The sequence below is a fragment of the Klebsiella sp. GG_Kp146 genome, from assembly GCF_040061975.1.
Lineage (GTDB): Bacteria > Pseudomonadota > Gammaproteobacteria > Enterobacterales > Enterobacteriaceae > Klebsiella > Klebsiella quasipneumoniae.
This window is the reverse complement of the sequence record NZ_JBEAHA010000044.1, coordinates 43174-67559: the sequence shown is the minus strand read 5'-3', so window position 1 is coordinate 67559 and position 24386 is coordinate 43174. Positions and strand designations below refer to the sequence as shown.

Here is a 24386-nt window from a genome sequence, read left to right as displayed (position 1 = left end):
TGTTTTACCGTTATCAAGGGATATATCTAACGCAACAGTCATTATATCTCCACAGCATATATACGTAGTTATTAACACCTATTCGTTTACGCCCGCCTTTTCTAGTGGACCAGTCATGGACTGAATCACCTAATCGATGGCAACACTCAGGCCCTTCTGCTTCCGGAACGGGGTATAACATCGACAAACGATATTGCGATCTTGGCATGAAGTAACTAAATCCTCGCTCACACATCGCATCCTTACCCATCGTTTGCATCAGCATTCCTTGTCTGTGAAGCTTTGTTATCATTCGTTGTGTCAGCAAAGATGAAACTCTGACTGAATCGTCGTTCGCAAATACGTGGCCCGTTAACGGATATAGATTGCCATCGCATCCGGCGCAAAAGTGTGCACTCAAGTTATCTGCCCCTGCAGTCACTTTGACGCAGTCTGCTGCACACCACATAGAAGCAATAGGGTTTGCAAACACTACAGCCTCTGGATTCAGAACGAGCGTAAGAAGGTCATTTTCCCAAAGAGGGTCTACCTCACTTATATATGTCAGAGACGGATCAATGTATGGCTCGGCCGTACAATCCCCCATGATGAGAAGCTTTAGCATGACCAGTATCGGGAATTCCCATAAATGAACATCATAAAACCCCGCTTCGTTACCACCTTTCGGTTTATTGGTAGCGCCTTTGCCCATGTCAAAACTCGATGCCTGCAGGCTTACACCTTCGAGAACTGGTGAACACCACGGGGACTGAACTACTTCAACCATTTTTACTGGTTGAAAGAACGAAAGCTGCCAGCCAACCTCAGGAACCCCGTTCTGGTCAGTACAGAAACAAACAGGTTCTGAAGGGGCGGCTCCTTCTGGTGCTTTACCTACTCCCATAATTCTCATAGGGAAAATACAGCTCCAGCAAATATTTTTGATCAACCCTTTCCATACGCCAGCTGATTGACAAATTCCACTACCGTTTTCAGCACCTATTGCCATACCAGGCAGCGCCAGGCTTAGCATAATTGCTGTGAACGCAGGTAAAAGTAACTTTTTAATCATTGCGCCACCTCTTTTTCTGATTGCTGATTAATTCGGGTGTACTCGCGCACATCAGCTTGGGCAAATTGCTGGACTTTGAAATATGTGTTTTCAACGGAAATAATTGATGGAGTGGCTTTGATTAGAAAACGGTTAATGATTTCGGGGTTGATTTTGTACATTTGTCCATAAAACTGTCCACGGAGCTCTTCCAAATGTGTCCAGCCATCTTCACGTTTGATTCGCGTAAAGACAGGCATGACCTTTCCTTCTCCAAAACGGTGCATAAACTGTATCTTCGCCCAGGTTAACTGCTCTGAATTCATTGGGTCGAAGATGATCATGGTAAGTTTCTGAGGTAATTGTGCTAGAGGGTTACCTCTTTGACCGGCAGCTGCCAGAAGATTTCCTTGATTATCTTTAATATCTTCATTTACCTGAATAGTTGGGTCGATATACCAGATTTTATTTTCGTCTGATACAGGAAGGGAGGCCATCCATTGATTTTGCCATGTCGATTTTAATGCATTCTTCTTGGCTGCTTCCCAGTCATATTTATTACTGCGCTCCTCCAGTTCCTGTATTATGCTCTTCTCTTTTACAGGGAATGTTTGGGCAGTCACCGGGAAGGATGTTTTTTCAGGGTTTTCTTCTATCTGTTTCATGAAGTACTTGATGTTAATCGACCCGCTGATCTTATAGGTCTTATCATCTTTTTTGTAAACCATAGTTGGTACTTCTTTAACGCTATACTGCGTAAAACTTTCCGGGTCGAGAGTGACTAAAGGTTCATTTTTTATTTTTGCATTCGCTATATAATTACGCAACACTACCTGCATCTGAATTAGGTTTTCAACACCATCCTTAAGTCCCCGGAACACAACGCGTGCATTATTTTCTGATGCCGTTTTAATCAGGTCAGTCAAAACATAATCAGGCATGCTGAATGATGCAAATATCGTCAAACCATTATCAGTTGATAGTTCTTCATTTTTATTGTTATCCAGTTTCCGTTCAAAGTCCTGTGCTGTAATTCCCGACTTCCCGAACATTTTTTCTATGCTTGATGACTGCGTTCTCATCGTTTCGTTTTTTGTCTGATTTATCTTTTCAGCATCCTCTGAAAACACTTCAGTGGGTTGGTTTTCCTTAATGTCCTTAGCTACTTCACTCATGGTGTTCGCTTCTCGTAGCTTACCTGTATGTTCAATTACAGCCCGGACGCTGTCAGATACAGAGCTTGGATTGTAACGAGGCGTACCGACGACCGACTCCATACTTTGAGTTCCAGCTGGTTCAGCTGAGTCACTAGCATGTGTAAGAGGAGTTACTAACAGACAGCAAAAAAGTAACTTTTTGAGGCATTCAGAAGATGGCATATGCTTTTCCTGTGATTGTCGTTTCTGGTACTGTTCCCCAAAAACGGGAATCCCATGAGTAGTCGGTTTGTCCTACAACAAATATATGCCCGGCGGGAACCGTCACTTCTCGGTTCAGGATTTCTGGTGCAATTTGATATTTTTTCACAATACGGCTTCCATCGACCGGGAATAGACGATCTCCGTTTTTAACGTATGTATCGGTAATCTGGATTTTGTCCCCTCCCTTCCCCGCGACAATTTTAATTACTTTATCGCCAGCCTTAATGAATCTCGCATCCCTGTCCATTGTAAAGTTAATCATATCTCCTATTTCATATTGCTTGTCGTGGTTATCCACCATGTAATATTCAGCAGGAATGCAACCATAGAGCAGTCCGTGGCCCAGCGTGAACCTGGTAAAAAATAAATGTATCAATACAGAAATTATAGCAAAGTGCAAAATTAGTGATTTATCGACTTGTAATAAACCCCTACGTTGCGGTGAAAGATACCTTAGAGACATCAACATATAATGTGTCCTGAGTGATTATTTCAGATCATTATGCCCCAATGGTGAGTAATTTTTTCCAGATAACAGGAGGAATTTCATGATTTACATAAAAAAATAGCCCCTGATTTAAGGGGCTATGGGCAGTATATGGTTTGGTATGATGTCAGTTATTTAGTGTGATAAAACTTGTTGCCGTATCACCACTGTCATCATAAGCAGTGATTGATACCACCAGCTTACCTTTGTTTTGTGACTTTGACAGTGTAGCTGTGCTACCAAAAACGCCGCGAACCTGGTCATTAACCTTCCATACATAACTGGATATCTTTCCATCCGGGTCATTACATTTAGCCGTAAAAGCCCAGCTCAGCGGTGTTTCTGTATAAGTCAGGCTACAATTCGGTGGTGTGTTAGGTATCACGTCAAAGTCGACCGTTACACTCCCTCTCTGGCCCTGCGTACTGACAACATCCATTTCAAGCTTGTAGCTGCCCTCCATAATGTTCTCAAATGTCTGGGACCAGTAGTTTTTTCCTCCATCTACAGCTTTGCCATTCAGCTTAAAGGAGACATTATCAATGCTGTCGGCTGAGTGAGCTAGTTTTACACTCGACCTCATAGATAGATCTAATGGTGCCCTCATGAACTTGTTTGAATATTTGGGGTTAACCGTAATCTCCATTGGGTTCTGTTCGTTTACAACGAAAGTATATTCAACCCTTGCCTCATTATTACGGTTATCTTTCAGAACATAGGTTAGTGTATGCGTCCCTGACTTGAACACCTGGAACACTTTTTTCCCATTAGTGTCACTATCAAGTGTCATGACATCTTTGTTGTATTGCCAGTCCTCAGTGAAAACTACACCTGGATAGGTAACATCCACTCCGGTTACCGATACTGCCAATTCGGATGGGATCATTGTGTATTTGAGCTTTGTATTAAGGCGAGGCTCAGGGAATTTATATACCCATGATTTCACACTAATCGTTCGCTTCGCTAATGTCCTTTCCTTAGCCTCTGGCATGTATGCCTGATAGGTAAACGCAGCGTAACCACGTGCATCAAGCATATCTTCGGTTAGCACTGTATCGAGAAGCCCGCCCTTCTTAACGCTCCCATCAGGCAGTATCCACTCCTCTAAAACCTCAGCATCAGATGAGTACTCAGTATTTGGGTTCGTGTAAGTTCCCTGCAAAGTTACTTTTTTGCCAACCTCTACTTGCGCGTTACCCTCAACCTTTACTGACAATTTCTTGTGCTTAATGACGGTTACACGAGCTCGTGTTTCTTTCCACGCGGATGTACCGGCCATTTCATCGGTTTCGGTATATCGGACCTTCGCAAAAATATACTTCGGAACCTCCGAGGAGGTGATCGTGTATTTTACACCCCCTTCAGTCCAATCTTCGCCATCCTCAGACCATTGCACGTCTACAGCACTACCTTTGATTTCTTCATTGTTGTCGGTCAGCGTTACAGGGATACTGTGCCCCTCAAGCACCTTACCTACCGTTATAACTGGCTTAGGTTCTCTGTATGCGACCACAGTGAGATTATCGGTATATGACGTTTTACCCGTGTATTTGTTCGTTAATTTTGCGCGATAGAGCCACTTGCCCACCTCTTTTTGTTTGATACTGACACTGCGAAGACCAGTCATATCCTCAAGAGTACTCCATGTAGATCCATTGTTACTGGAGATCTGCCATTCAGTCGGGCTAAGTGAATCATAATCATCAGTACTTTTTGTTCTGAAAGAGACCATTGCCGAAAGTGGTACACGGCCAACAATAAGCGATTTAGAAAGACCACCTTCAAGGTCAGCGCCTTTATAGACCCGGATACTTGTTGTGGACGTTTCACGTTGGAGCTCAAAGTCATCAAACGGGCTCCTTACTGTTGCTACAGCAATAATCCGGTGGCTACCCAGAGTCAGATCATCCATGTTAAGTTCACCAGCTGCAATCCCCTCTGAATTGACTGCCAGCTTGCCGGTCAATGGAGTTCGTTCAGAAACGGAATAATCTTTACCAGTTTCAGCATCTGTCACCCATTTTGAAGTAACTTTGTAAACCACTACATCCCAGTTACCCATTGTTTTTTCGTCGTATAGAGTACAACTACAGCTGTTATTCCATTGACCAATGTTAACCGACACAGGCACTTTGAGGCTCGTTGCCGACTTACGCTCTTCTACCTTCATGTAAGCACGAATGCTGAAGTTAGGAACGGTATACACTTTGAGAATACTGGAGGACTTAATACTCGGTTCGTTCTCATAGGCAACATCAATGTTGACGTTGGTTTGTGTCCATAATGGAGCTGCTGGAACTTTAATTCGCTCGGAATAAGTTACAGGCGTGTCACCACTCGATTTGTTCTTATAAGTCGTCGTTTCCGGATCCTGACCCTCAACCTTAGACGTCAAGACAATGTTGGCCGGTACCGACTTCGCCAGAACTTTTGCCGCATCGCCTCCAGAGATATAGACCAGAGCGGTATTTTTTCCTAAGGTACTAACCGTTTTACTTAACTTGTAAGAAATCTCGGGCGCGAAAGGTTCTACTGCCGGGATCGTTTTACGGTTATGAGCTGCAAGAGCTTTTGAGCCTTTTGTGTTTATCACATAAACGTTGTAATCAAGGATGTTATCCCCAACTTTAGAGAAGTAACCCGTCAGGCCAGGCACTTTAGATTTAGAGTAAAACTCCATACCCGCAGGAACGTTGTTCCACTGTACATAACAGGCAGTAGCGTAAATCCCATTGCCGAACTGACCAAGCAGAGCCTGAGCATCTTCCTCAGTAGAGAATATTTTGCAGGTATTTCCTGATTGTTGAGTGACCAGGGAGGTATAGGGACGTACGTAACTGTAAATTGTGGATGCTGAGTCGATGGACTTTAGGGTGAAGGTCATCGGCATGTAGGTGAAATCAATCGAATAGGTTTTAGATATTCCATTAACGTTTTCAGCTACAATTGTCAAAGTATGTACTTTGTTTGTTTCCAGTGACGTCATCTGATTTAAACGATATATGCCTTTCACATTAGTTGGGCTGTATGAGGCCATGACATTATCAATAGCAACGCTTTTTATATCGGCCACGCCCTCTTCGCCCTGGAAGGCTGCAATAACGATTTCATTCAGAAAATAGACTTGATCCCGCTTAACGAGCTCCGCACCTTCCTTGTAGACAGTAACTGTTGGCTCATCAGAAAGTACTAATTTCGAATCCGGTTCTGTATAACTTGAGTCGTTTCCGGCTGTGTTTGCGACAGAGAAAGTCGCAATATACGACGCACTGGCAAGATCGCTTATATCAAAGAAATAGACATATTTCCCGGCAACTTCCTGATACCCAGCAACTGGCTGCAGAGTTCTCCGGGAAGGAGTAGACCAGATTTTGTTAAAATTGAGTTCAGTACCATCGTCCAAAGTAACTTTTGTGGTTGGCGAAAAACTACCATCAGGAGCTAATGTCAGCGACATTGCCGCTGGTTTCCACCAGTCACCGGTACTAGACTTTGCTGGAACCGAGACAGCAACAGCGATTGTTTTCGGACCGACAAAAATGTCTTTATCACCTACTTTAAAAGCCCGAGCTTCTTTAGATACGTTCCAGAAAGTGCTATCGACTGCCGGAGCACGGTAATCCCAGCTTAGTCTCACATTAGCTGCGATAGGTGGGGAAAAAAAGTTATTAGCCGAGTTCAGTGTTATGGCAACATCCCGGCTGCCGAAATCGGCACTGCCGTCACTGATACCTACACTTCCAGTCGTGATAGAGCATTTGGATGCGCCAGCCGCGATAGCACATGAAGTTCCGGAACCGACAGAAGCAACCATATCGTAATCGCGGGGCTCCACAGAGATCTCAATATTTGAGAGAGTTTCATTCTTTATGTATGAAATCAGCGTTGAGCCCGAGGTGCCGTTACTCATTGACCCTTTAATACTTGAAAAAACGGGGGCTACGGGTTCCACAGTCTTAAATATGTACTCCCCTTCACGAACAATCACTTTTTCTCTTTCTGAGCCTGAGTAGTAGGCGATCTGCCAGGGCAATTTAATGTCACCTGCAATTGCGGGGAACCCCTTGAGCGAAAAACCATTGGCAACCGGCATACCGGAGTTATTGGGTAACCACTCGAAAACACATTTCAGGCTTCCAGCCGTGCTTTTGACATTAGGGTCAGAGGATACATCGCAGCCATCCGAGACTGGTATGGCAGTTACCGTATTTTCTTTTACAAACGCTGTATTTACTTGTGGTGATGTCGAAAATTTGACATCAGGTAAGGCGGTCTCTAAGGTCCCGGAAACCATGATAGATTCTGCGTTAGAAACAGCACTGAACACAGAACAGAACATCAGCAATGAGATTTTATTAATTTTAGTCATGGGAAGCTCTGTACGTAGTTATGCCATAGTTGCACCTACTGTATCTTATGAGGAGAGTGTATTTACCGAATTACGTGAAGTGTTTTTTTTAAAATTTCGCAAAACGCGTTTGCCGTCAGGTAAAAGTTACTTTTGGGATCGAGCGCTTGCATTTAGACGCATGCACGTCAGTATCGTATCGGACGGTAGGCCAGGATTTCTTGATTGAATGACTGACAGGAGGAAAAGTCCTAACCTAAGGCAAGCTGAAGGTTCGATACTAATTTTATGTACGAAATTGACTCCACTTTCAGTCTTGTTTATGGCAAGAACCCCACCTTCCAGTATAGCTGTTAGTTTTCCGTCAAAAGTTACTTTTATGTTTTTGTAGACTCTCTTCCCATGATGCATGGTTTTCTTATCTTTAAGCGCTGCTTCTGGAGTAAGGTGAAGAAATGCCATGCATAAAGTTATGACTTCATCGTCACTAAGCTTTGTTGAAATGCATTTACTACCTGTCCAGTCAAAAGAACCAGACTTTTCTGGCGATGGACCGGTAAGTATCAGGTTAACGTCACCATTGGAAGCTGAAGTATTGAGTTCAAGCGCAGCTTTTCCGGAGTTAAATACCTTCTCGTTTCTGTATTGCAACTGCGACGATGAATCTTTTGTTAGATCTTCCACCATATATTTTTTTCACCTTCGTTTACTAAGTTTTTAATAAGCCCAATGTATGTGCTTTCACTAGAACGCTTCATGGCAATAATATATGAATTAGTTTCCAGTATTAGATAGCTCCCCGAAGGTGCTCCGGATGGGAGCTCTTCAGTAGTTAGTTTTTTAGTGTACTCGCTTTTTACAACTGCTGGTATGTTGTTAATAAGAATTGTTTTATTATCAACTATCTGAAAGTTTAAACTGGTTTCATCTCCAGAAAGGCTTAAAGCGCGTACCGATTTTTGTTTAAAGCTTAACAGGCTCTGCTCGCCCATCAGTAGTGAATAAAATAAAGCCAGGCAAATAATAGGTAATACGAATAAACTAACTTTTTTTAAATTAAGTTTCATCGTTATCTTCAAACCCCCCTTGAGTTTGGCAGGCCGTAATGTAAAGAAGCCTGAGTTGATGTAAGAAATTGCCTGCCGTAGCTCCACCGACAAATGTTATCAGCCTGTTAATCCTTGTCCCGGCATCCTCAAGCTCAAACTCAGCAACTCCGCAATCAGACATAATCGTCATGGTGTTTTCATCCAGGTCTTCATCAAGAGAAGGTGGAATAATAATAGATAAAATAACAGTGTCGACCGGCGCTATTTCCCAGTTGTGATCTTCGCGGGCCATAGGAGTAATCTGAATAAAGTAACCATCCAGAATCAAAGAAAGTGGATTATGGGAGGTTTCAGCAAAGCCAAAAGTATTTGGTGCTTCTTCGAAGGTTAAGCCAGAACGCTCGATAATTCTGAGTAGTTCATGCTTTCTTACCCCATGGTAAATCATGCCATCTGTCATCTGTAGTTACTCATGTGCTTTGATGGGAAGTATGTCGCTAAAATCATACCAAAAACAAACCGGTCCTACTTTAGCCAGAACGATAAAAAAACTTGTATTCGCAGTGGCTGCATAGATATATCTAATCTTAGCTTAACATGTAAGCTACGGATTTTCGCTTTCATCGACCAGCTCCGTCGTGGAGATCCCACGTTACGCAGCAAGGACAACAAAAGGGGCTATATTATTCACTTGTTCTGCAAAATCATCAATCAATAGCCACTTTTCTGACGGTTTAAAAGTAACTTTTATCAGAAGCAATAGGAATTAGGTCACATTAGGGACAAGGATTGTGATAAATTCACCCTGCTTGTATTTATCCATTAAAAACAATACGTTAAAGCATTTTCTTCATATCTTAAAACTCGAACATCAGGCTTAGACCTTATAGCTTAGCCAACTTTTTGTTATGAATCATTAGAGTATATACTCCGTTTAAAATCGAACCAAAGGTCTGACCAGTTTTGAGGCATATGCCATTTCTGCCCCGCAACATCGTACAAAGAAATGTTAATCTTATACAGTCAAAAAAGTCTGTTTCACCATAACCTTACAGATTCTTAAAAAAAATACGGCAAAAATAGCATTTTGCCTCCATAGCCAGCTCATATCTGTATGTTTGAAGGTATGATCAAGGTGAGGTGAAAAATGACTATTCTTTCAAATTTAAACATTGACCTGACTACCTTTAACGGACGTATTCTTATAGTAAGTGATCTGTATGGTCACTTTGAATTACTTCGCACAGGGTTGTCACGCTTGACAGCTGTTAGCGACGAACTCGTTATTATAACTACCGGTAACCTTTTTGACTGGGGACCATCTGCTAAGAGTCTTTTGAAGTCAATTGTACAAAGAAAAATTGGCGACCAAAAAGTCCATGTTTTTTCAGTAGTGGGCTTTCATGAGCTTCTCATGACTGATGCTATAACTCAAAAAAACAATAAAAGCCTGCGCTATTATCCAGACACGCATACTCGTAAACACTGGAGAAGTTTGGGCGGTAAATGGCATGATCAGTATGATCAAATCTTACTTGAACGTGACATATACAAAATAGACTACCCATTGGTTATTAATGTAAAAACAAAGCACGGTATTTACATAATTGGTTCGTCTGATATCCCCCAGGATGGAAGGGAATGGAAAGACATAATAGATACCCTAAACAAAATGGACAGTCAAAAACTGCGCATTATGGCAAGTAATATCACCAGGAGTCGCTATTTTCTTGATTCTGGCAAAGTAATAGACAACGTTTCGCTTGTAGTGTTAGGTGCGCACCAGCCTAAAGAAATTGCATATGGACAAAAGTCTAACGCAGTGATTAATAAACAAATCACTTGCCTCTTCCCTAATGACTGGAATGGTTTATCCTCTGCTCCTTTGGATTTTAAAATAAGAATTCTTGATATCACGGATACAGAACTGGGGCGTTTATATGAAGTTTAAAATAGTATCCTGCCTGCTATGCTTACTGATGCCTGCGACTTATGTTCTAGCTGATTCACAAATTTATCTTAGTGCTGATATCCATGTAGAGCAAAATAACAATATGTTAAATTCTAAGGTAGGGTATTTCAAAAGTAAAGATGAAAAAACAAAATTCATAAGAATCACAAATGAAACGGTCATCACACCATTAATGTTAACATTCCCAGACATTGATTTTTCAATTGCCGCAAAAAATGGACATGGTACCATTGCATCAATAGGTAAAAATTTTGTGTGGGTTGAGCCTGGAAGTGACGTAGTTCTCCGTATTAATGAGGGTGTGAAATTTTACGATTTCATTCCTGTAGTTTATATGGTTGGGAAGAAGAAACCTAAAGTTCTAACAGTTGTGACGGGTAAAGAAATAAATGCAGCTAAAGAGTCCATTATTATCACCTATAAGGACTCGCCTGAATTTATTCGAATTACTAATAATGATGTTGTAAACAGTGTATCTAATTTTGATGAAGTCAGTAAAATTAAAAGTGGATTTTCTAATGTAAAAGTTAGCAGGTTTACATCAATAAATCTCGACAAAGAGGTGTATATAATTTCGAGAAATGGGATGTTAGGAGGTTCACAGTATTTCACAAAGAACCTTATTGCCTACCCTAACGAAAATCTTATAATAAAAGCCACCGGGGTGACTCATGTTAAAAAATAGCTTAATTCTATTTGTAACATTGCTACTTTCTGCTTGTCAGCAGCCTTTAGATTGGCACAGGAATCTACCTGCGATAAGCTACACACCTGTTAAAACCATCGATGTACCGGGTAAACTTACAGCTAAATACACGGTTCACGTAGTGAATGCAGGTTTAGAAGTATATGTAATTATAGATAATGGATATAATGAGTTTATGATGATTGATAAACTCGCTTTATATGGGAATCGTTGTGGATATGAATCTCAGAATGAAATTATAGTTCCACCATCATCGGTCAGTACATTTATGGTCCCGAATATCGCATTATTAGGATTGTGCTATACAGATGATATTAAAATGGTTTTTGTAAGCAAAAAGTTCAATGGTTTATCTAGTGAGAACAAAAAAATGGCCGTTCCTGTAGAAGTGGCGATGCGGTTTAAGCTTACTTCAACTAAAAAATATGAGGAGTATGTTAATGTTATTTATAGCCAGTGGGATTAAAAATTCTTGTTTCGCTCTATTCACTTTATTTTTTACAACTGGGATTACATGGGCCTTTTCCTACACTATAGATACGAATCCTCCTGGGGCAATAATCATTAACGTTGTCACAAAACAAAAAATAGGGGTAACTCCTGTGAAAGTAGAAATACCAGATACACAGGAAGGAAGAACATTTGGTATCTCATATAAGGACTACCGGAACGTTGCCCTCATGATATACAAACCAGCTCCAACGCCTGAGAGAGCCTTTACGAATAACCCCCCCGTTGTCGTCACAAGTGCCCTTCCGGGAGAATATCCGTTGGGCGTTAACATTGATGAATTACAGGATAAAGTCATTGTAGAATTGAGGCCGGTAATGTCTGAACGCGTAAATATCCAATGAATAAAGGGGCGTTAGCCCCTATATTCATTTATGCAACTAATTTTTTGGAAAGCCCTAATTGAATTTGTTCCTGTTCATACACTCTGTCGATAGCCTCTGCGTAGGTAAATCCGTCCTCAATAAGATTCCAGATTTTACGCCTGTCAGCAGGGTCTGTAGTAAAGCAAAGTTCCATTTTACGGTCTACATATAGACGTACTATCTGCTGTACGTTTTCGAAACGAATCATGATTTCAGAAAAAACAAATTTTTCAGTTCTTATCAACTTCATTCTTTCATATTCAGATGCTGTTGCAGAGATATATTTGTTCTTTTGCATTGAATCGATCGCTTCCGGAGATTGCTTCATGATGAACTTCCATGGTGAGTTGTTCGCGATTGCAATTCCTATTGGAGACTTGTAGAAGTCTTCAAAACTCTGTGTAATACAGATGCCTGCACAGTTAGTTTTTCGGAAGCGACGCCACGCAGCTTCAAGGAATTTAGTGAAGAATGTGACTGCAGCATCATCACCATTACTTTCACCTATGTATTCCCATGCCTCATCAAGAATAAACAGTCTGCGTCGACCATCTTTCTTAATAAACATAGCGTGTTGTGCAGCTTGAATAATTGACATTAAAACAACCCACTGAAGATGAGGGGTCGGTTTAAGTTCTTCCAGCTCTAATACAATAAACCGGCTATCAAAATCAATTGGTGGTAAGGAAGTTGTAAATCTTTTCCCGTAAATACCTCCTTCACACCATGGACCGAGTTGGACGCCGATATCTTTAATTTCCTGTTTATCTTGCTTTTTGCATTTTTCTGCAAACCCAGTAACAGAAGGAAGATAATTATCTTCCGGGTTTTTTGCTTCTTCAACAATAAGTCGAATCATTTCGGCTTCTTGGTAAGAACTAATATTACCGTTGCTTGATGCCATTAGCTTTATTTGATTCAAGACCATGATTGTCTGAGATATAATGTCTGATTCCTTATTTGATCCTTCTGAATTCCCCGTTACTCCCTCCAATGATTCATCATCGGTGTATTTTTTAACCATGAAAGCGAAAGGGTTAAGAGAAAACTTAGCATCAACACCGAAGTCAATAAACTGAGAGTCTTCAAATTGCTCAGCAAGCCCCTGATATGAACGTCCGATATCAACTACAAACACTTGAGCACCATCGGCAGAAGCATTAAATTTACCGCTTAAATCAAGTGGAGGGGAAAATTTATCGTTTGTAAGCTGTTCTCTAATATCATCAAAATGATACAAAGGATTTATATGTTCACCTGAACACAGATAGTTAAGAATGATATTGTTAGCTGCAAATGATTTTCCCGCTCCCGATGTTGCACCAACGCAGACATTATAAGATGCAGAAGTCTCAAAAATATCAATCATAACCAATTGCCCTTCACGAGTGACAAATGGTATCACCGGGTTTTGTGTGTTGCCTTTCCATGGGCCAAAAATAGGAGCTAAATGAGCTGCCCCCGTATTTGTCATCACATCACCACGATCCATATCTCTGAATGTGGGAGGGTCATTGCAGAGAGGTAAAGCTGACATGACACCGGAAAAGCAAATATAACTATCGTCAACAACAGTGATTTTTTTTTCACTGTAGTAACTTATAAGGCTTTTCGCAGCAACTTTGACTCTATCCAAAGTGTTATCCATAACAATAAATGTCATGTAGGTTCTTAATAATTTTGCTTTGTCTTCTAACTCTCTGGTTAATGCCGAATAATCTTTATCCATATCAGCAAGACGTGGAAGGTATTTCAACACGATCGGGATTTTGGATTGGTTATCTGTGATTGCTTTATAACGCAGATACTCTTTTTGAATTTTCTTTTGATACGGAAACTGAATGCAGAAATTAATTATAAATGGTGAGAATATAGTTTTGCTTCCTGTCATCCAGTCAACAACTAATTCATATATAGCCCCAAAATTCACATACTCAGGGAACTTTGTCATAGACAGGTGTTTAAAATATCGTTGAGCTGTTTCCTCGCCATCAGCAGTAAGTGAAGCGAAATAATCTTCACCGACTTCAAACTTTCTTCCCGGAACGTTTACCTGCTGATTTAATGGCTGAAGTGAGTTCGATTCCAGTCCACCATACTTCCAGCGAGCATCTTTTCCAGGGTTAATAACTTTATCTACGCTGTACAACCACATATCAGCATCACCAGTAACCGGTGATAGACTAAGCCCTTTCAATTTAGCCAGTAAATCTTTATAAATTGCATCCAGCCTAATTGATTCTGATTCATTTGGCACAAAACTATTGATTGGTATTCTGATAGTTATCCAAAGCTCAAAGTTCCTGAGTTTTAAATCATCGGCATGGGTAATTTTTACACCATCAGCAACTTTCAACGGGTCATACTGACTCTTAGAAAGATAATCAAGTGAATATACGGTCAACAGGTCTGCTTTTTCATTGTCGCGACCTCCCATTCGATTACCGCGACGACGCAACCAACGTGAAAGTGACGTATTAACATCAGGCAATGCTACCAACGACATCTGCATAATGGACTCAGCAGGGAAATCCATTTTAAACAAATCAGTCATCAGGTTTTGTTGGTTGTCATACAATCCTGGAGATGGGTTACAAATGAAAAACATGCCCACCGCATTATCTTCCAGTAAAAAATATGGAACGTCTACCATTCTGTCCACTACAGGAATGAAGTGTCCAAGATTTAATCTTTCCAGTTCTTTTGCAAGACGAGAATTGTTCATACGTTTACCTTACATTCCGTGGTGCTATTCATTTCTTCATGGAACGAGCTAGAATGAGCCGGTGACTCCAGCAGCCGTTACACCTTTAGCGCTGCGTTGCTGCTGCTGCATGTTATCGCGAGCACGATCCTGAACTTCCAAAGGTACAATTCGGGCGGGATTTTTCAGTGCTGAATCTCCAGCGACCCATGTTTGTGGTTTGACATTGACATATACATAACCAGGTAGGTTTAACGCGTCGTTATCGTCAGTGTAGGGTGCGATAAGAACACGCATAACTTTGCCTTGTCGCAACACAGCCAGAGGCTCTGGCGCAATCACTGCTTGTTTGGTGCCCTGCACCTGGTACTGACGCTCTTGATAAGCGCTAAGTGTTGGGTTAACAGGTTTACCATCAAATTCTGAATACAACCCTTTACCCGCCGGAACATGTTGCTGAGATACATAGCTTGCGGTTGTAAGTGGTTTAACCGGCTGCGGAGTGCCTGAAAATAACGGTTTTGGCCCAGTATTCACAACAGGTTTCTTAGGATACTGTACGCCCGGAGGAGGTGTTAATGTAGTTGGATACTGACTATCCGCAATATCCTGCTTTCCCACATCACCTTCCTTCTTTAAATATTTGAGATCGTCATGATTGTTGGTTGCTTCCATAATAGCCCTAGGACCCATGCACAGTACCCCCTCCTCAATGCCGGGACAGGAACTTTCAGATTGTCCGATGCAACCAGATAATGTTGATACTGCAGCAACTGATATGATGAGTTTTATGAAAATTTTCATATTTGACCTTTATTTATCAAATGGGTTTTGCAGCAAAGGTTGTAAATTCACTTTCAACCAGGCTTTAAAGTCTGTGGGTATCCCATTTCCTAAAAGCCCATCTTCGCGAACAACAGAGGGTGTACCTTGAACGTTATAAATAGATGCAAGATATAAACCTGTTATGATCGGTTCTACAGAGCAGTCAGTCAGGCTTTCATGTGGAATAAGACGAGTATTAATATCGCTTACTTTACCTAATAATGACTGAAGTATATCGTAATTAGTTACTTTACCGGCTTTAACAGAACACCACATCTGCTTGACTCTCTTTGCAGCCTCTCCTGGACTCGGTAGAATTACAATGTCAAAACGCACATCGTTTTTTATTTCATTCATTTTTCCGATAAATGCAACACAATCCGCACAGTCCAGTGTAATAAATATCACTGCCTGACGTTTTAGTGAAGGGTTCCCAAACTGTATGGTAAAGGAATCCTCAGTTCTGAACGGTGCTTCACTCAACGGTAAAAAGTAACTTTTCCTGATATCAGCAATTGTCTGAATCTGAGTCTTGCGGATTACGTCATAGGCTTTACCTTCGGAAAATGAGTAACGACCTGTTGTTGTAACAATCGTCAAACCACTTCGTTGATCTTCAAATAAGAAAAGTCCACCAGTAGGTAAGTAGATTGCATCCTTCGCCTGGTAGGCCCCTAGCTTGTTTACCAAACCACGTGTCGACTGATTCAGAGCAAGACCGTTATCAGATGCTGAACGGGTTAATGCAGCAGCATCTGCATTGTATTGACCATTCGAGAATGAATATGACGAGTGTAGTAATGCAATCAAAATGAGTAAATTGAAAAGTAACTTTTTCATATTACTGCTTTTCCTCAAACATTTTCGGGTTTATTCCATATTCAGCGAGTTCACTCTCAACGTCTGTGTCGCTAATGTAAGAAATTTCACTTACAGATGACGGTCGGGTAATCACGTAATTCATATCAAGGACAAGTACGTCTCTGGCACGGTAAAGCGCCATTAGCTTACGGATATAGGGTATATAATCGTTATTATTTCCGTTATGTGCTTTCAGATATTGTTCATTTAGTGCTGAAGGGTTCAGCACTGCGATTTTTACGGACTCATTAAATAGGCTGAATCTTCCATCTATTTGCTTCCAGAGAAATACACCAACTCCAGAAATAATTGCAGCCAGAATGATAAATTTCAGCGACTTTTCTGCAAAAGAGTATGATACAGAAAATGTCAGATTTTTTCTCTCTTTGACATCTTGATCAAAGTCCGCGTCATTATGTTCATTTTTATTATTCTGTTCAGTCATAGTCATTTCGCCGCTAAGTTTGTTGGAATGGACGCGCCGCTAAGAACAACAAAAGTAGCGTTGATTCCTGGGGAAAGTTCAACAACCGGCCATTGCTGATCCATGATATGAGTGTACCAATCGACCATTTTATTCAGTCCACCTGATACAGCACCGCTCGCACCGACCGCACTTAACGCACCAATATTTGGTCCCTGATATTGAGCTTGTGAATTGGGGTCGATATTTAGTTGACTAACCTTACTTGGGCTCAAACCTTGAGCAAGCGCACTTAAACCACCGGCAAGAGCACTCCCCATGATTGCATTACCATTTCTGGAAATAAGTGTGCCTTTGATTCCTGCTTTACCATCGATCTCACTGACGGCGTATGCTTCCAGTTTAATATCAAAGCTTTTTCCTTTAGAGTTCACGCAACTAAGGTTCGTCGTTCTGATATAGACTCGCTCTGAAGCCATATCCCCCCGGGCTGTGCCTAAAAGGTTGCAGTCACGCAAATCCATTCTGTAGTTGTTAGGCAGGAACACATCACGTTTTACCCTGAACGTCACTCCAAGTGGTTCTTCTTGCGACGACAGAGATGTCGGGGCCTCAACACCAGTAATCAAGACTCCATACAACTGTGACGTTGCTGGCAAATACTGATCGTCTGAACGTCTTGAGTGTTTTGCGTTGCTATCTATGGGTTTAGTTCCATCACCAGCTAACGCAGGTGAACCTGATTTAACTATTCTCTTTTGGTTAGCATTTGTAATGTTCTTTTCAACAATAGGAGTTACTTCCAGTACACCATTATTGGCCGTGGTAATGCTGTTGCTTGTAATGGTGCGAACCAGTTGATTTCGTTGAGGGGATATCCCCCCAGCAACAGGTATTTCCTGATTGCGATTACCTGCAGCATTACCATTAAGTTGGTATGCTGAATTAGGCTGTTGGCTGTCAGTTGGTTGTTGAATGCCACGACTGTCGAGGCTGCGGTTGCTTGCCGGACCTTTACCATTCTGCATATCTGAAATCTGTTGAGTTAACTGCTTAATCTGGCCTCTAAGCTCAGTAATCTCACCAGAATTCTCAGATTTGTATTTTTCCATCTGCTTTACCTGGTCCAACATACTTTGTTGATCTTTTCGGTTTTGCGTCTGTACTGTCTGCAAAAAACGCTTCTGCCCTTCTTCATCCATATTAACAATCGAAGATGTATCAAGCAGATTAGTGACCGGCTTTATCTTTTTCGTTTTCTTGCTTGAGTCATCCCCCCCCATTAGTGTGAGGGTCACCATTACAAGAGCAGCAAATGCGACGATGAGCAAAAATGCCATACGAATGGCTTTATTTTCTGCCCACAATTCCTTCAGCTTCAATGTTTTCATTACGTTGACCTTTATTACCGGGAGGTAAAAATCTCTTTACCCTCAATGATCTGATCTTTTCATCTATTTGCGGAACAGAGTAAGGAGGCTCAGCCCGTAAATTTTTGAATGTGTTGTTTTCAAGATGCTCATAGAACTGATTTTCGCTCTCCAGTGCAGTTTGAGGTATCTCCTTAATCTGCTCATGAGTTTCTGGTTCGAAATTGCTGATATCGCTCTCAGTGGGTATATTTTGCCCTGATATTAAATGAGCATCACGATCGTCAATCTCATCAGAGAGCAAATTGTCTATGTCATATACTTTGAAAGCATCATAATCAGCTTTTTGGAATTCGAACGATTTGTATTCAGCGGGCACAATTTGTACAAACTGAGAGCGTTCATTTTCAATGTTAGCGATGTAAAAACCCACACCCAAACCAACACTGAACAAAATGGCCAATTTGAACTTAGAAAAGTAACTTTTCTTATCAATCATTGATTAGACTTGGCCGTTTAGTTACGCGAGACTCACGCTCCTGATAAAGCTTGTCACGAAGTATATACAGCTCCGTTTTTTCACCTGGTTGTAGGAATGCTTTATCAAAAATTGCAGTGGCAATTACTCCTGGAGTAATACATTTTTGGTCATCAATAACCGATGGATAAGTCAAGTTATTTTGAACAAGAATTACATCAACAAGTTCACGAGCTCCGACCAAGCGTTGCCCCAGTTTTGCATAAAAGTTAAAACTGCACGGCGTCCGTTCTTTATTTGGTATTACAGAAAGTTTATCAAGCTGAAGCGCGAAGCCGGTAGGAACTTCACCGTTAGCGACTGGGTAAAGAATATCAATTATACGTTGCTTACGGTCATCCTGAGCTATCGATTTCTCATCAAGTTCACCAGACTGTGCTTGCTCTAGAAGTTCCTTGTTCGTATTTTCAGCAATATGGCGATCGCGTTCAATAGCCATATTTTGGGTTAACTGTGTTTGGACACGAATCATAGCTCCAGGAACATCAATTGGTATCAAGGTCAAATTATAAGTGGATGCAGGAACCCCTTCTTCAGATAACATAATCCCAACAGGAGTGTCTTTCACTGTCGTGATAAAAACACTTCCTCCATCAACATAGATGGTTGTATCTTCTGATGGTGCTGTTGTTGAAACACTTACATTTTTGAATGTCGTCTGGATCCTGTTTTGTAAACCCAGAGACACTGGTAAGACAATGTTCCCACCTGGCGGCACAGTGACATTCTGCATAGGCTGATAGCGTTTTTTTGCTTCATTAACAGCTTTTTGTCCTGGACCTTCAGCTGGAGCATTATTCATCAATGTATCTGTCATAGAACGAACTGCAGGAGATGCAGCACTAGCTGGGGAAAGCCCTGGAGCAGCTGGCAACGTTGTAGTCGGCCGGTTAGTATTTATTGGTGGTTGAGTAGCATTATTACTCGTTACCGTACCGGGTACCTGTTTCACTGCATTGGTCACAATATTCATAGCTTCAGAGGAATCAGGTGGTTCATCAAAAGCTTGAGTATTCACTGCCGAAGCAGGAATATTAAATGGTTCATCTGCATGAACAGCTGGAGCAAGCACGTTTAAAGTGATAAGTAATCCTATGAGTTTTCTTTTCATATTATTGGGCTTCTGCTTCATCTTGTGGCTGGATCATGTCGGTATTTTCGGTGAACTCTTTTTCCAATACCTTCCCATTAACGGTTACTTTCTTGATATTAGGTGTGCCGGAGTATTGGTTCAGGTACAGGATTCTTGGGCGACCACTTTTAACACTTAATACCATCTCATACGTCCAACGCTCAGATTGTTCCTTATCTGATACGTTGAGAAATTTGGTTTTACGGGTGCCCCAAACATATAGCACATTGTCACCAGGCAAAAAGTTGACATCTTCCGGAATAAAAGTTTGGTCAACTTTTCTTGCAAGCATCAAATCAGATGCTTTCTTAAGTTCAGCTTCTAAATCTGATTGTTTTGCAGCCGGAAACATTTTTAAAATATAGTTCGTTACGAATGTGACATTTTTTGGGTTAATGTTTCCAAGTGTGGTGGCGATAAACAGACCCCATTGTGTTTTATAGGACTCACTAGCCTTGGCACCTGCTACAGAAACTTCTTCGGTCATATCTGGAGGTATGGCAATCACTTCCGTCGTAGAAAAAAACACCACTTTAACAACAAGAAGTCCAGCAATAACAGTCAACAAACGGTTGTTTAATATTAGTTTCTTGTCCCGTTGAATTAACTGGGAATATGTCAGTTCTGCACCTGTTTTTTTACCTTTTTTAGGTATGTTCAGTTCCTCAGAAACATTGAGTATGCTTTTCCTACGTTGTATTTTATCCGTACTATAGCTTTCGGACTTTTGACCTCTTCCATCATCTTTCTCTTCATCTACTACATTGTCAGTAACCAGCTTCTTAGGTTTAAACGAGAAGAAGCTCGTGACGTAATCTAAAAGTGACTTTTTCTTTTCGTTCATTACTTCTCCGGGAACTTTAGCTGTAAAATCTTCTCATAAAGGGGTCAGAAAAATAGCGACTTTGGAAAACGGATTTACCCGGTAGAAAGCCATTCCACCACAACTTATGTTTTAATCTCCCCCTGATCGCACTCTCCTTAGCTTTGCCGTATGCAATCCAATATCCGATTGCTGCAAATGTTGCTATGGACATACATTCAAAAATATTACCAAATGAAAGCAACCCCATTACGACACCTATTTGCTTCGCATCAAAGAAGAGAATTAACAAAGGGAGATTAATTCTGAATGGAAACCGGTATGTGTAATTATCCATTGTGTCAGTACCATTGCTCATGATGACCCCTATTGTATAGGTAAAAAAAAGGGGACTTTCGTCCCCTCAGTATTGTTTTGCCCGTTTAGCAAAATTTATTTTTTACAGTGCTACACCAGCATCAAGGAAACCAGTGATGATCTTTTCGCCGTTAGCCAAAATCATCATCATCAGGAAGGAAACGAGAGCAAGGCCCGGGTTCGGACGACCGATAGAGAAATAGAAAGCAGAGATCAGCATACATGCTGCCAACGCTTTACCCGGCGCTCCGCTCAGTGCTTCAGACAACTGGGTCCAAATTTCACCCAGAGCACCGTCATCACCGCCAGCCAGCGCAATAGATGAGAACAGAGCTGCACACATCAGTGCGATAAACACCTGGAACATTTTATTGCTAAGCAGATTACGCATACCTTCGGACAGTGTAAATGAAGCTGCTTTCGGGGCCATAGCCATGGATTTGTTGATCATGTTTAACTCCTGAAGACTGAAATTGTTTATGTAATCTGGTGACTAACCAGCCATTTCAGAATACCTAGGAGAGAATTTTTAATTTCAATATATGGATGATATTTTTTATAAAAAAAACAAAAAATGAGATTCGTTTAAAAGTTACTTTTGTAGAAGTAGGAGCAACTTCTTTAGTGTTATAAATTCTGAATTAGAACGCAGCACATAGTCTAAAATGTCGTAACTTTATGAAAGATATGTTATTAATTTGAATTTGTTGGTAATACTGTTCTATCTCATCTGTTTCTTTGACCAAATTTTCAGCTGATAAAAGTCACTTTTACCCATATTATGACTCACCAAAATCACACCAGAGGTCCTTTAGATTCATTCTCAAGCTTCAACTTTACTGTATGCAAAAGTCACTTTTATCAAATTCGTCACTATTCATTCTTCTATGTCATAAAAGAATACTGCCAGGTTAAGACCCTTGCCTTTGAAAAGTTACTTTTGGACACACTTGTCCACAATCTCAACATAGTCGTTAGGAGTGGTGGTTAGTTGAGAGCAGTAAACATAAGGCAAGAGATTGGAACTTCTGTTGTTATGAAATCCAGCTGTCATTGACGAAAGTAACTTTTGTTGGTTGGTTTCGAGTTGAGAAGGTCACCTTAGAGGCCTAACCTATAGAGGCTACTTAACTACAAAATTTGGTGGTTTACCATAATTATGGGAGTAATTGGACTGCAGATGCTTCAAAATGTTACGAAAAATGAAGTAATATTGAAGAAAATATGATATATATAAACCATTGAAATTGATCGTTTAAATCTATTTTTATAGATTTTTAACCTAAATGTATACGGTTGGAACATGTAATCCGGAATATAATCTTCCATCGTTGGTGAAATTTACAACATTACCCTCTTCCATAAATGCGTTTCAAATTGTAAATTTAGGATCATTCTTATGCAGGACGTGAATGGAAAATCATGAAAACGAGGTTACTTGAAGTCGCGGGTTTAAATCTAAAAATATCGCTTTATAACAATGTGTTAGTTCTGAGTTGCAATATTGACGGACATTGTAACTATGAAACCCGCCGTATTATTAGCAACTCTATTCTCTCTGAATCAGAGATTTTTGAAAAGATTGACTCTGAATGGGTCTTTAAAATGTTTTCCAAAAATATAAAACATATCATCAATGTATTAAATTCCAACGTCAGCATCATACCTTTGGTAAGTCATCAGGTATCTTCTAGGAATGAAATGACAGATACAATGTCATGTGTAAAGCTCAATTGAACTACGATTGTTTTAACCTCTAAAGGGATGTTCGGCTTTAAGTGCCATAGTCCCTTTCAGCGATGCTCTACTAATGGAAAAAAATACCCCCTTACCTGATAAATTTTTCCTGATAGGATTGGAACATATTTCAGGTGAGGTAATTATGTGGGTAACGACAGATAACATTTTCATCGTAGATAATCAGCCTAACTCTGATGGTCACATGTATATACATCGCCCATGTCCCAACTGTTTAGGTTCTGGTATCAATTGTCAGGTTTGCTCTGGAATCGGGTCATTACAACCGGCTCTTGAAAAAGTTTATCCCGTTTATGAATGGGCTGCACTACACGGGCTGAAGCTACCTTTCAATCAATCAGTAGAGCAGACTTGCTTGAAACATCATCTGGTTGAACAGTTGGCATTGGTGGAGCAAGATAAAGGTGACTTTTATTCATCTATCTATGCATCACTTAACAAAAGTAACTTTCCTACACGACTCCAATATCGCTATCTTTTGCCTGCAGCCGACAAAACAAAACCAGCTGGCGGTCGGTTAGTTAGGCCTTTTAATGCAAAACTTGGGGTAACGATTTCTGTGAATCTTTTCGTGAAGCATATTGACGTTTTTACGAGGAAATTCTCAACAGAGAAATTTTCATCACTCCTTATGGAAACCCCTGAACACCGGCACTTCATTCTATATGACCCCTACCCTTCGCAGTATAAAGTAGGTGATGTCATCGATGCCAAGATCTATACAACCAAAAGGCTTTGGATCAATAACATGAGCATTTTACTAGTAAAATTTCTCTCAATTTCTGATGTTAAAAGCTCCTCATCTGTAAATCAGTCAGATAATGCTTGTTAAGTATTTAAGGGCTAATTTGGTTATGAATAGTCACAAAAATCTTCAAGAAATCGAGGTGTTGCAGGTATTTTTCAAGAAATACCATAGGGCCTCCCTGAGTTTGGATCATTCAAAGATAGAGATAACGTCCTGCGATATCAGCGCACTTTTGGTTAACGTTAAGAAATGCTCTCGCCCTGATTCGATAAAATTATCAGGCCCTATCATGCATACACGATTTCAACCTCTATGGTTAGCTATCTTGCTTGACTTGAACGTAAGGAAAAATGTTGAGTTAGATGTGTTTGACTTTAATTTTGTAGTTGTGGAACTGATTGAAAAGTCAGAACGTGTTTGCCAGGCCATTGGATTACGAGCAATCAAATATTCGCTTTCCGATGTCTCATATTTTCTATTGCTCTTGATTGAGTTCAGGTTAGAAATTGTTCTCAACAATTGTGTTCGGACCATAGCTATGTTTACAGAGGTAAGACATGAGTTTGAAACAAGCACAATCAGCAAAGGGTATATAGCAATCAACCCTCGCGCTGCCTCGCAACTACATGTTCTAAGCAACAGAACAGCCATTGTCTTATCAACCTTGTTTTTCTCAAAACGGACTAGTCTTTACACCCTGTTGCAAAAGTTACTTTTGAAAAAAGAAGGTCTGATTCTCGCTGATATTGCACCGGCAACAATATCAGATTTGAAACTACTGAATCACCATGGCGTTATATCTTACACAAGAACCAGAAAAAGCATTGAAATTCATGGTGTTAGTGTTTTCATTGAGGGGTTAAACCTTATGTGATTCCTAGAAAAGTTACTTTTAAAAAAATAGTTCTGCATTGCTGATCCTTACAGCAAGCCAAAAATAATTCATACCATATTAATG

Annotated in this window: 23 protein-coding genes; 6 read left to right on the top strand and 17 right to left on the bottom strand. The window is 40.6% G+C overall.

What is annotated here, in order from left to right; genetic code table 11:
- Nucleotides 1–13: 13 nt before the first annotated feature.
- The 7 genes from trhU to ABLU95_RS25225 all read right to left on the bottom strand — a co-directional run bounded on the left by trhU (nt 14) and on the right by ABLU95_RS25225 (nt 8795).
- A complete protein-coding gene (trhU, locus tag ABLU95_RS25255; RefSeq protein WP_009652382.1) occupies nt 14–1051 on the bottom strand; it encodes an IncHI-type conjugal transfer protein TrhU in 1038 nt (345 codons plus the stop codon).
- Nucleotides 1048–2409 carry a TrbC family F-type conjugative pilus assembly protein gene (locus tag ABLU95_RS25250; protein ID WP_348880492.1) on the bottom strand — a complete coding sequence of 454 codons (1362 nt, stop codon included), beginning with the start codon at nt 2407–2409 and terminating at the stop codon, nt 1048–1050. The genes trhU and ABLU95_RS25250 overlap by 4 nt, the downstream gene beginning before the upstream one ends.
- On the bottom strand, nt 2396–2920 hold the full coding sequence (lepB, locus tag ABLU95_RS25245; protein ID WP_348880491.1) for a signal peptidase I: 525 nt from the start codon (nt 2918–2920) through the stop codon (nt 2396–2398). Before lepB ends, ABLU95_RS25250 begins: the two co-directional genes overlap by 14 nt.
- Before the next feature lie 145 nt (nt 2921–3065).
- Nucleotides 3066–7307 (bottom strand): Ig-like domain-containing protein, encoded by a 4242-nt coding sequence (locus ABLU95_RS25240; protein ID WP_348880490.1) that lies wholly within the window; start codon nt 7305–7307, stop codon nt 3066–3068.
- A 126-nt stretch (nt 7308–7433) separates the two neighbouring features.
- Nucleotides 7434–7973: a hypothetical protein gene (locus ABLU95_RS25235; RefSeq protein ID WP_044351667.1), complete on the bottom strand. Its 540-nt coding sequence runs from the start codon at nt 7971–7973 to the stop codon at nt 7434–7436.
- Entirely contained in the window at nt 7958–8353 is a 396-nt protein-coding gene (locus ABLU95_RS25230) for a hypothetical protein (RefSeq protein WP_348880489.1), read from the bottom strand. The genes ABLU95_RS25235 and ABLU95_RS25230 overlap by 16 nt, the downstream gene beginning before the upstream one ends.
- Nucleotides 8343–8795, bottom strand: a complete 453-nt coding sequence (locus ABLU95_RS25225; protein WP_009652457.1) for a hypothetical protein — start codon at nt 8793–8795, stop codon at nt 8343–8345. The genes ABLU95_RS25230 and ABLU95_RS25225 overlap by 11 nt, the downstream gene beginning before the upstream one ends.
- 687 nt (nt 8796–9482) lie before the next feature.
- Between ABLU95_RS25225 and ABLU95_RS25220 the strand changes: the two genes are divergently transcribed.
- Genes ABLU95_RS25220 through ABLU95_RS25205 form a run of 4 tightly spaced genes read left to right on the top strand, consistent with a single transcriptional unit; the run spans nt 9483 to nt 11867 of the window.
- On the top strand, nt 9483–10286 hold the full coding sequence (locus ABLU95_RS25220) for a metallophosphoesterase (RefSeq protein ID WP_154922449.1): 804 nt from the start codon (nt 9483–9485) through the stop codon (nt 10284–10286).
- A complete protein-coding gene (locus tag ABLU95_RS25215) occupies nt 10276–10992 on the top strand; it encodes a hypothetical protein (protein WP_348880488.1) in 717 nt (238 codons plus the stop codon). Before ABLU95_RS25220 ends, ABLU95_RS25215 begins: the two co-directional genes overlap by 11 nt.
- Nucleotides 10979–11479 carry a hypothetical protein gene (locus tag ABLU95_RS25210; protein ID WP_042927276.1) on the top strand — a complete coding sequence of 167 codons (501 nt, stop codon included), beginning with the start codon at nt 10979–10981 and terminating at the stop codon, nt 11477–11479. Before ABLU95_RS25215 ends, ABLU95_RS25210 begins: the two co-directional genes overlap by 14 nt.
- Nucleotides 11454–11867 carry a trhZ gene (locus ABLU95_RS25205; protein WP_348880487.1) on the top strand — a complete coding sequence of 138 codons (414 nt, stop codon included), beginning with the start codon at nt 11454–11456 and terminating at the stop codon, nt 11865–11867. Before ABLU95_RS25210 ends, ABLU95_RS25205 begins: the two co-directional genes overlap by 26 nt.
- 28 nt (nt 11868–11895) lie before the next feature.
- Here the strand turns inward: ABLU95_RS25205 and ABLU95_RS25200 are convergent, their stop codons facing one another.
- The 10 genes from ABLU95_RS25200 to ABLU95_RS25155 form a co-directional block, all read right to left on the bottom strand.
- Nucleotides 11896–14613 (bottom strand): TraC family protein, encoded by a 2718-nt coding sequence (locus ABLU95_RS25200; protein ID WP_348880486.1) that lies wholly within the window; start codon nt 14611–14613, stop codon nt 11896–11898.
- Between the two features lie 48 nt (nt 14614–14661).
- Nucleotides 14662–15396 (bottom strand): type IV conjugative transfer system lipoprotein TraV, encoded by a 735-nt coding sequence (traV, locus tag ABLU95_RS25195; protein WP_072046535.1) that lies wholly within the window; start codon nt 15394–15396, stop codon nt 14662–14664.
- A gap of 9 nt (nt 15397–15405) precedes the next feature.
- Nucleotides 15406–16257 (bottom strand): disulfide isomerase, encoded by an 852-nt coding sequence (locus ABLU95_RS25190; RefSeq protein WP_044349324.1) that lies wholly within the window; start codon nt 16255–16257, stop codon nt 15406–15408.
- A gap of 1 nt (nt 16258) precedes the next feature.
- Nucleotides 16259–16723 carry a hypothetical protein gene (locus ABLU95_RS25185; protein WP_044349322.1) on the bottom strand — a complete coding sequence of 155 codons (465 nt, stop codon included), beginning with the start codon at nt 16721–16723 and terminating at the stop codon, nt 16259–16261.
- A gap of 2 nt (nt 16724–16725) precedes the next feature.
- Nucleotides 16726–18093, bottom strand: coding sequence for a TrbI/VirB10 family protein (locus ABLU95_RS25180; protein ID WP_348854463.1), 1368 nt, complete (start codon nt 18091–18093; stop codon nt 16726–16728).
- Nucleotides 18053–18571, bottom strand: a complete 519-nt coding sequence (locus ABLU95_RS25175) for a hypothetical protein (RefSeq protein ID WP_348880485.1) — start codon at nt 18569–18571, stop codon at nt 18053–18055. Before ABLU95_RS25175 ends, ABLU95_RS25180 begins: the two co-directional genes overlap by 41 nt.
- Entirely contained in the window at nt 18564–19721 is a 1158-nt protein-coding gene (locus tag ABLU95_RS25170; protein ID WP_348880484.1) for a type-F conjugative transfer system secretin TraK, read from the bottom strand. Before ABLU95_RS25170 ends, ABLU95_RS25175 begins: the two co-directional genes overlap by 8 nt.
- A 1-nt stretch (nt 19722) precedes the next feature.
- A complete protein-coding gene (locus ABLU95_RS25165) occupies nt 19723–20586 on the bottom strand; it encodes a TraE/TraK family type IV conjugative transfer system protein (RefSeq protein ID WP_348880483.1) in 864 nt (287 codons plus the stop codon).
- 16 nt (nt 20587–20602) lie between these two features.
- The gene (locus ABLU95_RS25160) at nt 20603–20923 is read right to left on the bottom strand and encodes a type IV conjugative transfer system protein TraL (protein WP_042927287.1); all 321 of its coding nucleotides are present in this window, start codon (nt 20921–20923) and stop codon (nt 20603–20605) included.
- 81 nt (nt 20924–21004) lie between these two features.
- On the bottom strand, nt 21005–21373 hold the full coding sequence (locus ABLU95_RS25155; protein ID WP_348880482.1) for a pili assembly chaperone: 369 nt from the start codon (nt 21371–21373) through the stop codon (nt 21005–21007).
- Between the two features lie 1359 nt (nt 21374–22732).
- Here ABLU95_RS25155 and ABLU95_RS25150 point away from each other — a divergent pair.
- Together ABLU95_RS25150 and ABLU95_RS25145 are read left to right on the top strand one after the other, a co-directional pair.
- Nucleotides 22733–23512 (top strand): hypothetical protein, encoded by a 780-nt coding sequence (locus ABLU95_RS25150; protein ID WP_348880481.1) that lies wholly within the window; start codon nt 22733–22735, stop codon nt 23510–23512.
- 205 nt (nt 23513–23717) lie between these two features.
- Entirely contained in the window at nt 23718–24302 is a 585-nt protein-coding gene (locus tag ABLU95_RS25145; RefSeq protein WP_348880480.1) for a hypothetical protein, read from the top strand.
- The last annotated feature ends 84 nt before the right edge of the window (nt 24303–24386 follow it).

What these genes read in the sequence shown, in the direction of transcription:
- trhU (WP_009652382.1), bottom strand. Translation starts at nt 1,051, where the DNA reads ATGATTAAAAAGTTACTTTTACCTGCGTTCACAGCAATTATGCTAAGC.
- ABLU95_RS25250 (WP_348880492.1), bottom strand. Translation starts at nt 2,409, where the DNA reads ATGCCATCTTCTGAATGCCTCAAAAAGTTACTTTTTTGCTGTCTGTTA.
- lepB (WP_348880491.1), bottom strand. Translation starts at nt 2,920, where the DNA reads ATGTTGATGTCTCTAAGGTATCTTTCACCGCAACGTAGGGGTTTATTA.
- ABLU95_RS25240 (WP_348880490.1), bottom strand. Translation starts at nt 7,307, where the DNA reads ATGACTAAAATTAATAAAATCTCATTGCTGATGTTCTGTTCTGTGTTC.
- ABLU95_RS25235 (WP_044351667.1), bottom strand. Translation starts at nt 7,973, where the DNA reads ATGGTGGAAGATCTAACAAAAGATTCATCGTCGCAGTTGCAATACAGA.
- ABLU95_RS25230 (WP_348880489.1), bottom strand. Translation starts at nt 8,353, where the DNA reads ATGAAACTTAATTTAAAAAAAGTTAGTTTATTCGTATTACCTATTATT.
- ABLU95_RS25225 (WP_009652457.1), bottom strand. Translation starts at nt 8,795, where the DNA reads ATGACAGATGGCATGATTTACCATGGGGTAAGAAAGCATGAACTACTC.
- ABLU95_RS25220 (WP_154922449.1), top strand. Translation starts at nt 9,483, where the DNA reads ATGACTATTCTTTCAAATTTAAACATTGACCTGACTACCTTTAACGGA.
- ABLU95_RS25215 (WP_348880488.1), top strand. Translation starts at nt 10,276, where the DNA reads ATGAAGTTTAAAATAGTATCCTGCCTGCTATGCTTACTGATGCCTGCG.
- ABLU95_RS25210 (WP_042927276.1), top strand. Translation starts at nt 10,979, where the DNA reads ATGTTAAAAAATAGCTTAATTCTATTTGTAACATTGCTACTTTCTGCT.
- ABLU95_RS25205 (WP_348880487.1), top strand. Translation starts at nt 11,454, where the DNA reads ATGTTATTTATAGCCAGTGGGATTAAAAATTCTTGTTTCGCTCTATTC.
- ABLU95_RS25200 (WP_348880486.1), bottom strand. Translation starts at nt 14,613, where the DNA reads ATGAACAATTCTCGTCTTGCAAAAGAACTGGAAAGATTAAATCTTGGA.
- traV (WP_072046535.1), bottom strand. Translation starts at nt 15,396, where the DNA reads ATGAAAATTTTCATAAAACTCATCATATCAGTTGCTGCAGTATCAACA.
- ABLU95_RS25190 (WP_044349324.1), bottom strand. Translation starts at nt 16,257, where the DNA reads ATGAAAAAGTTACTTTTCAATTTACTCATTTTGATTGCATTACTACAC.
- ABLU95_RS25185 (WP_044349322.1), bottom strand. Translation starts at nt 16,723, where the DNA reads ATGACTGAACAGAATAATAAAAATGAACATAATGACGCGGACTTTGAT.
- ABLU95_RS25180 (WP_348854463.1), bottom strand. Translation starts at nt 18,093, where the DNA reads ATGAAAACATTGAAGCTGAAGGAATTGTGGGCAGAAAATAAAGCCATT.
- ABLU95_RS25175 (WP_348880485.1), bottom strand. Translation starts at nt 18,571, where the DNA reads ATGATTGATAAGAAAAGTTACTTTTCTAAGTTCAAATTGGCCATTTTG.
- ABLU95_RS25170 (WP_348880484.1), bottom strand. Translation starts at nt 19,721, where the DNA reads ATGAAAAGAAAACTCATAGGATTACTTATCACTTTAAACGTGCTTGCT.
- ABLU95_RS25165 (WP_348880483.1), bottom strand. Translation starts at nt 20,586, where the DNA reads ATGAACGAAAAGAAAAAGTCACTTTTAGATTACGTCACGAGCTTCTTC.
- ABLU95_RS25160 (WP_042927287.1), bottom strand. Translation starts at nt 20,923, where the DNA reads ATGAGCAATGGTACTGACACAATGGATAATTACACATACCGGTTTCCA.
- ABLU95_RS25155 (WP_348880482.1), bottom strand. Translation starts at nt 21,373, where the DNA reads ATGATCAACAAATCCATGGCTATGGCCCCGAAAGCAGCTTCATTTACA.
- ABLU95_RS25150 (WP_348880481.1), top strand. Translation starts at nt 22,733, where the DNA reads ATGGAAAAAAATACCCCCTTACCTGATAAATTTTTCCTGATAGGATTG.
- ABLU95_RS25145 (WP_348880480.1), top strand. Translation starts at nt 23,718, where the DNA reads ATGCATACACGATTTCAACCTCTATGGTTAGCTATCTTGCTTGACTTG.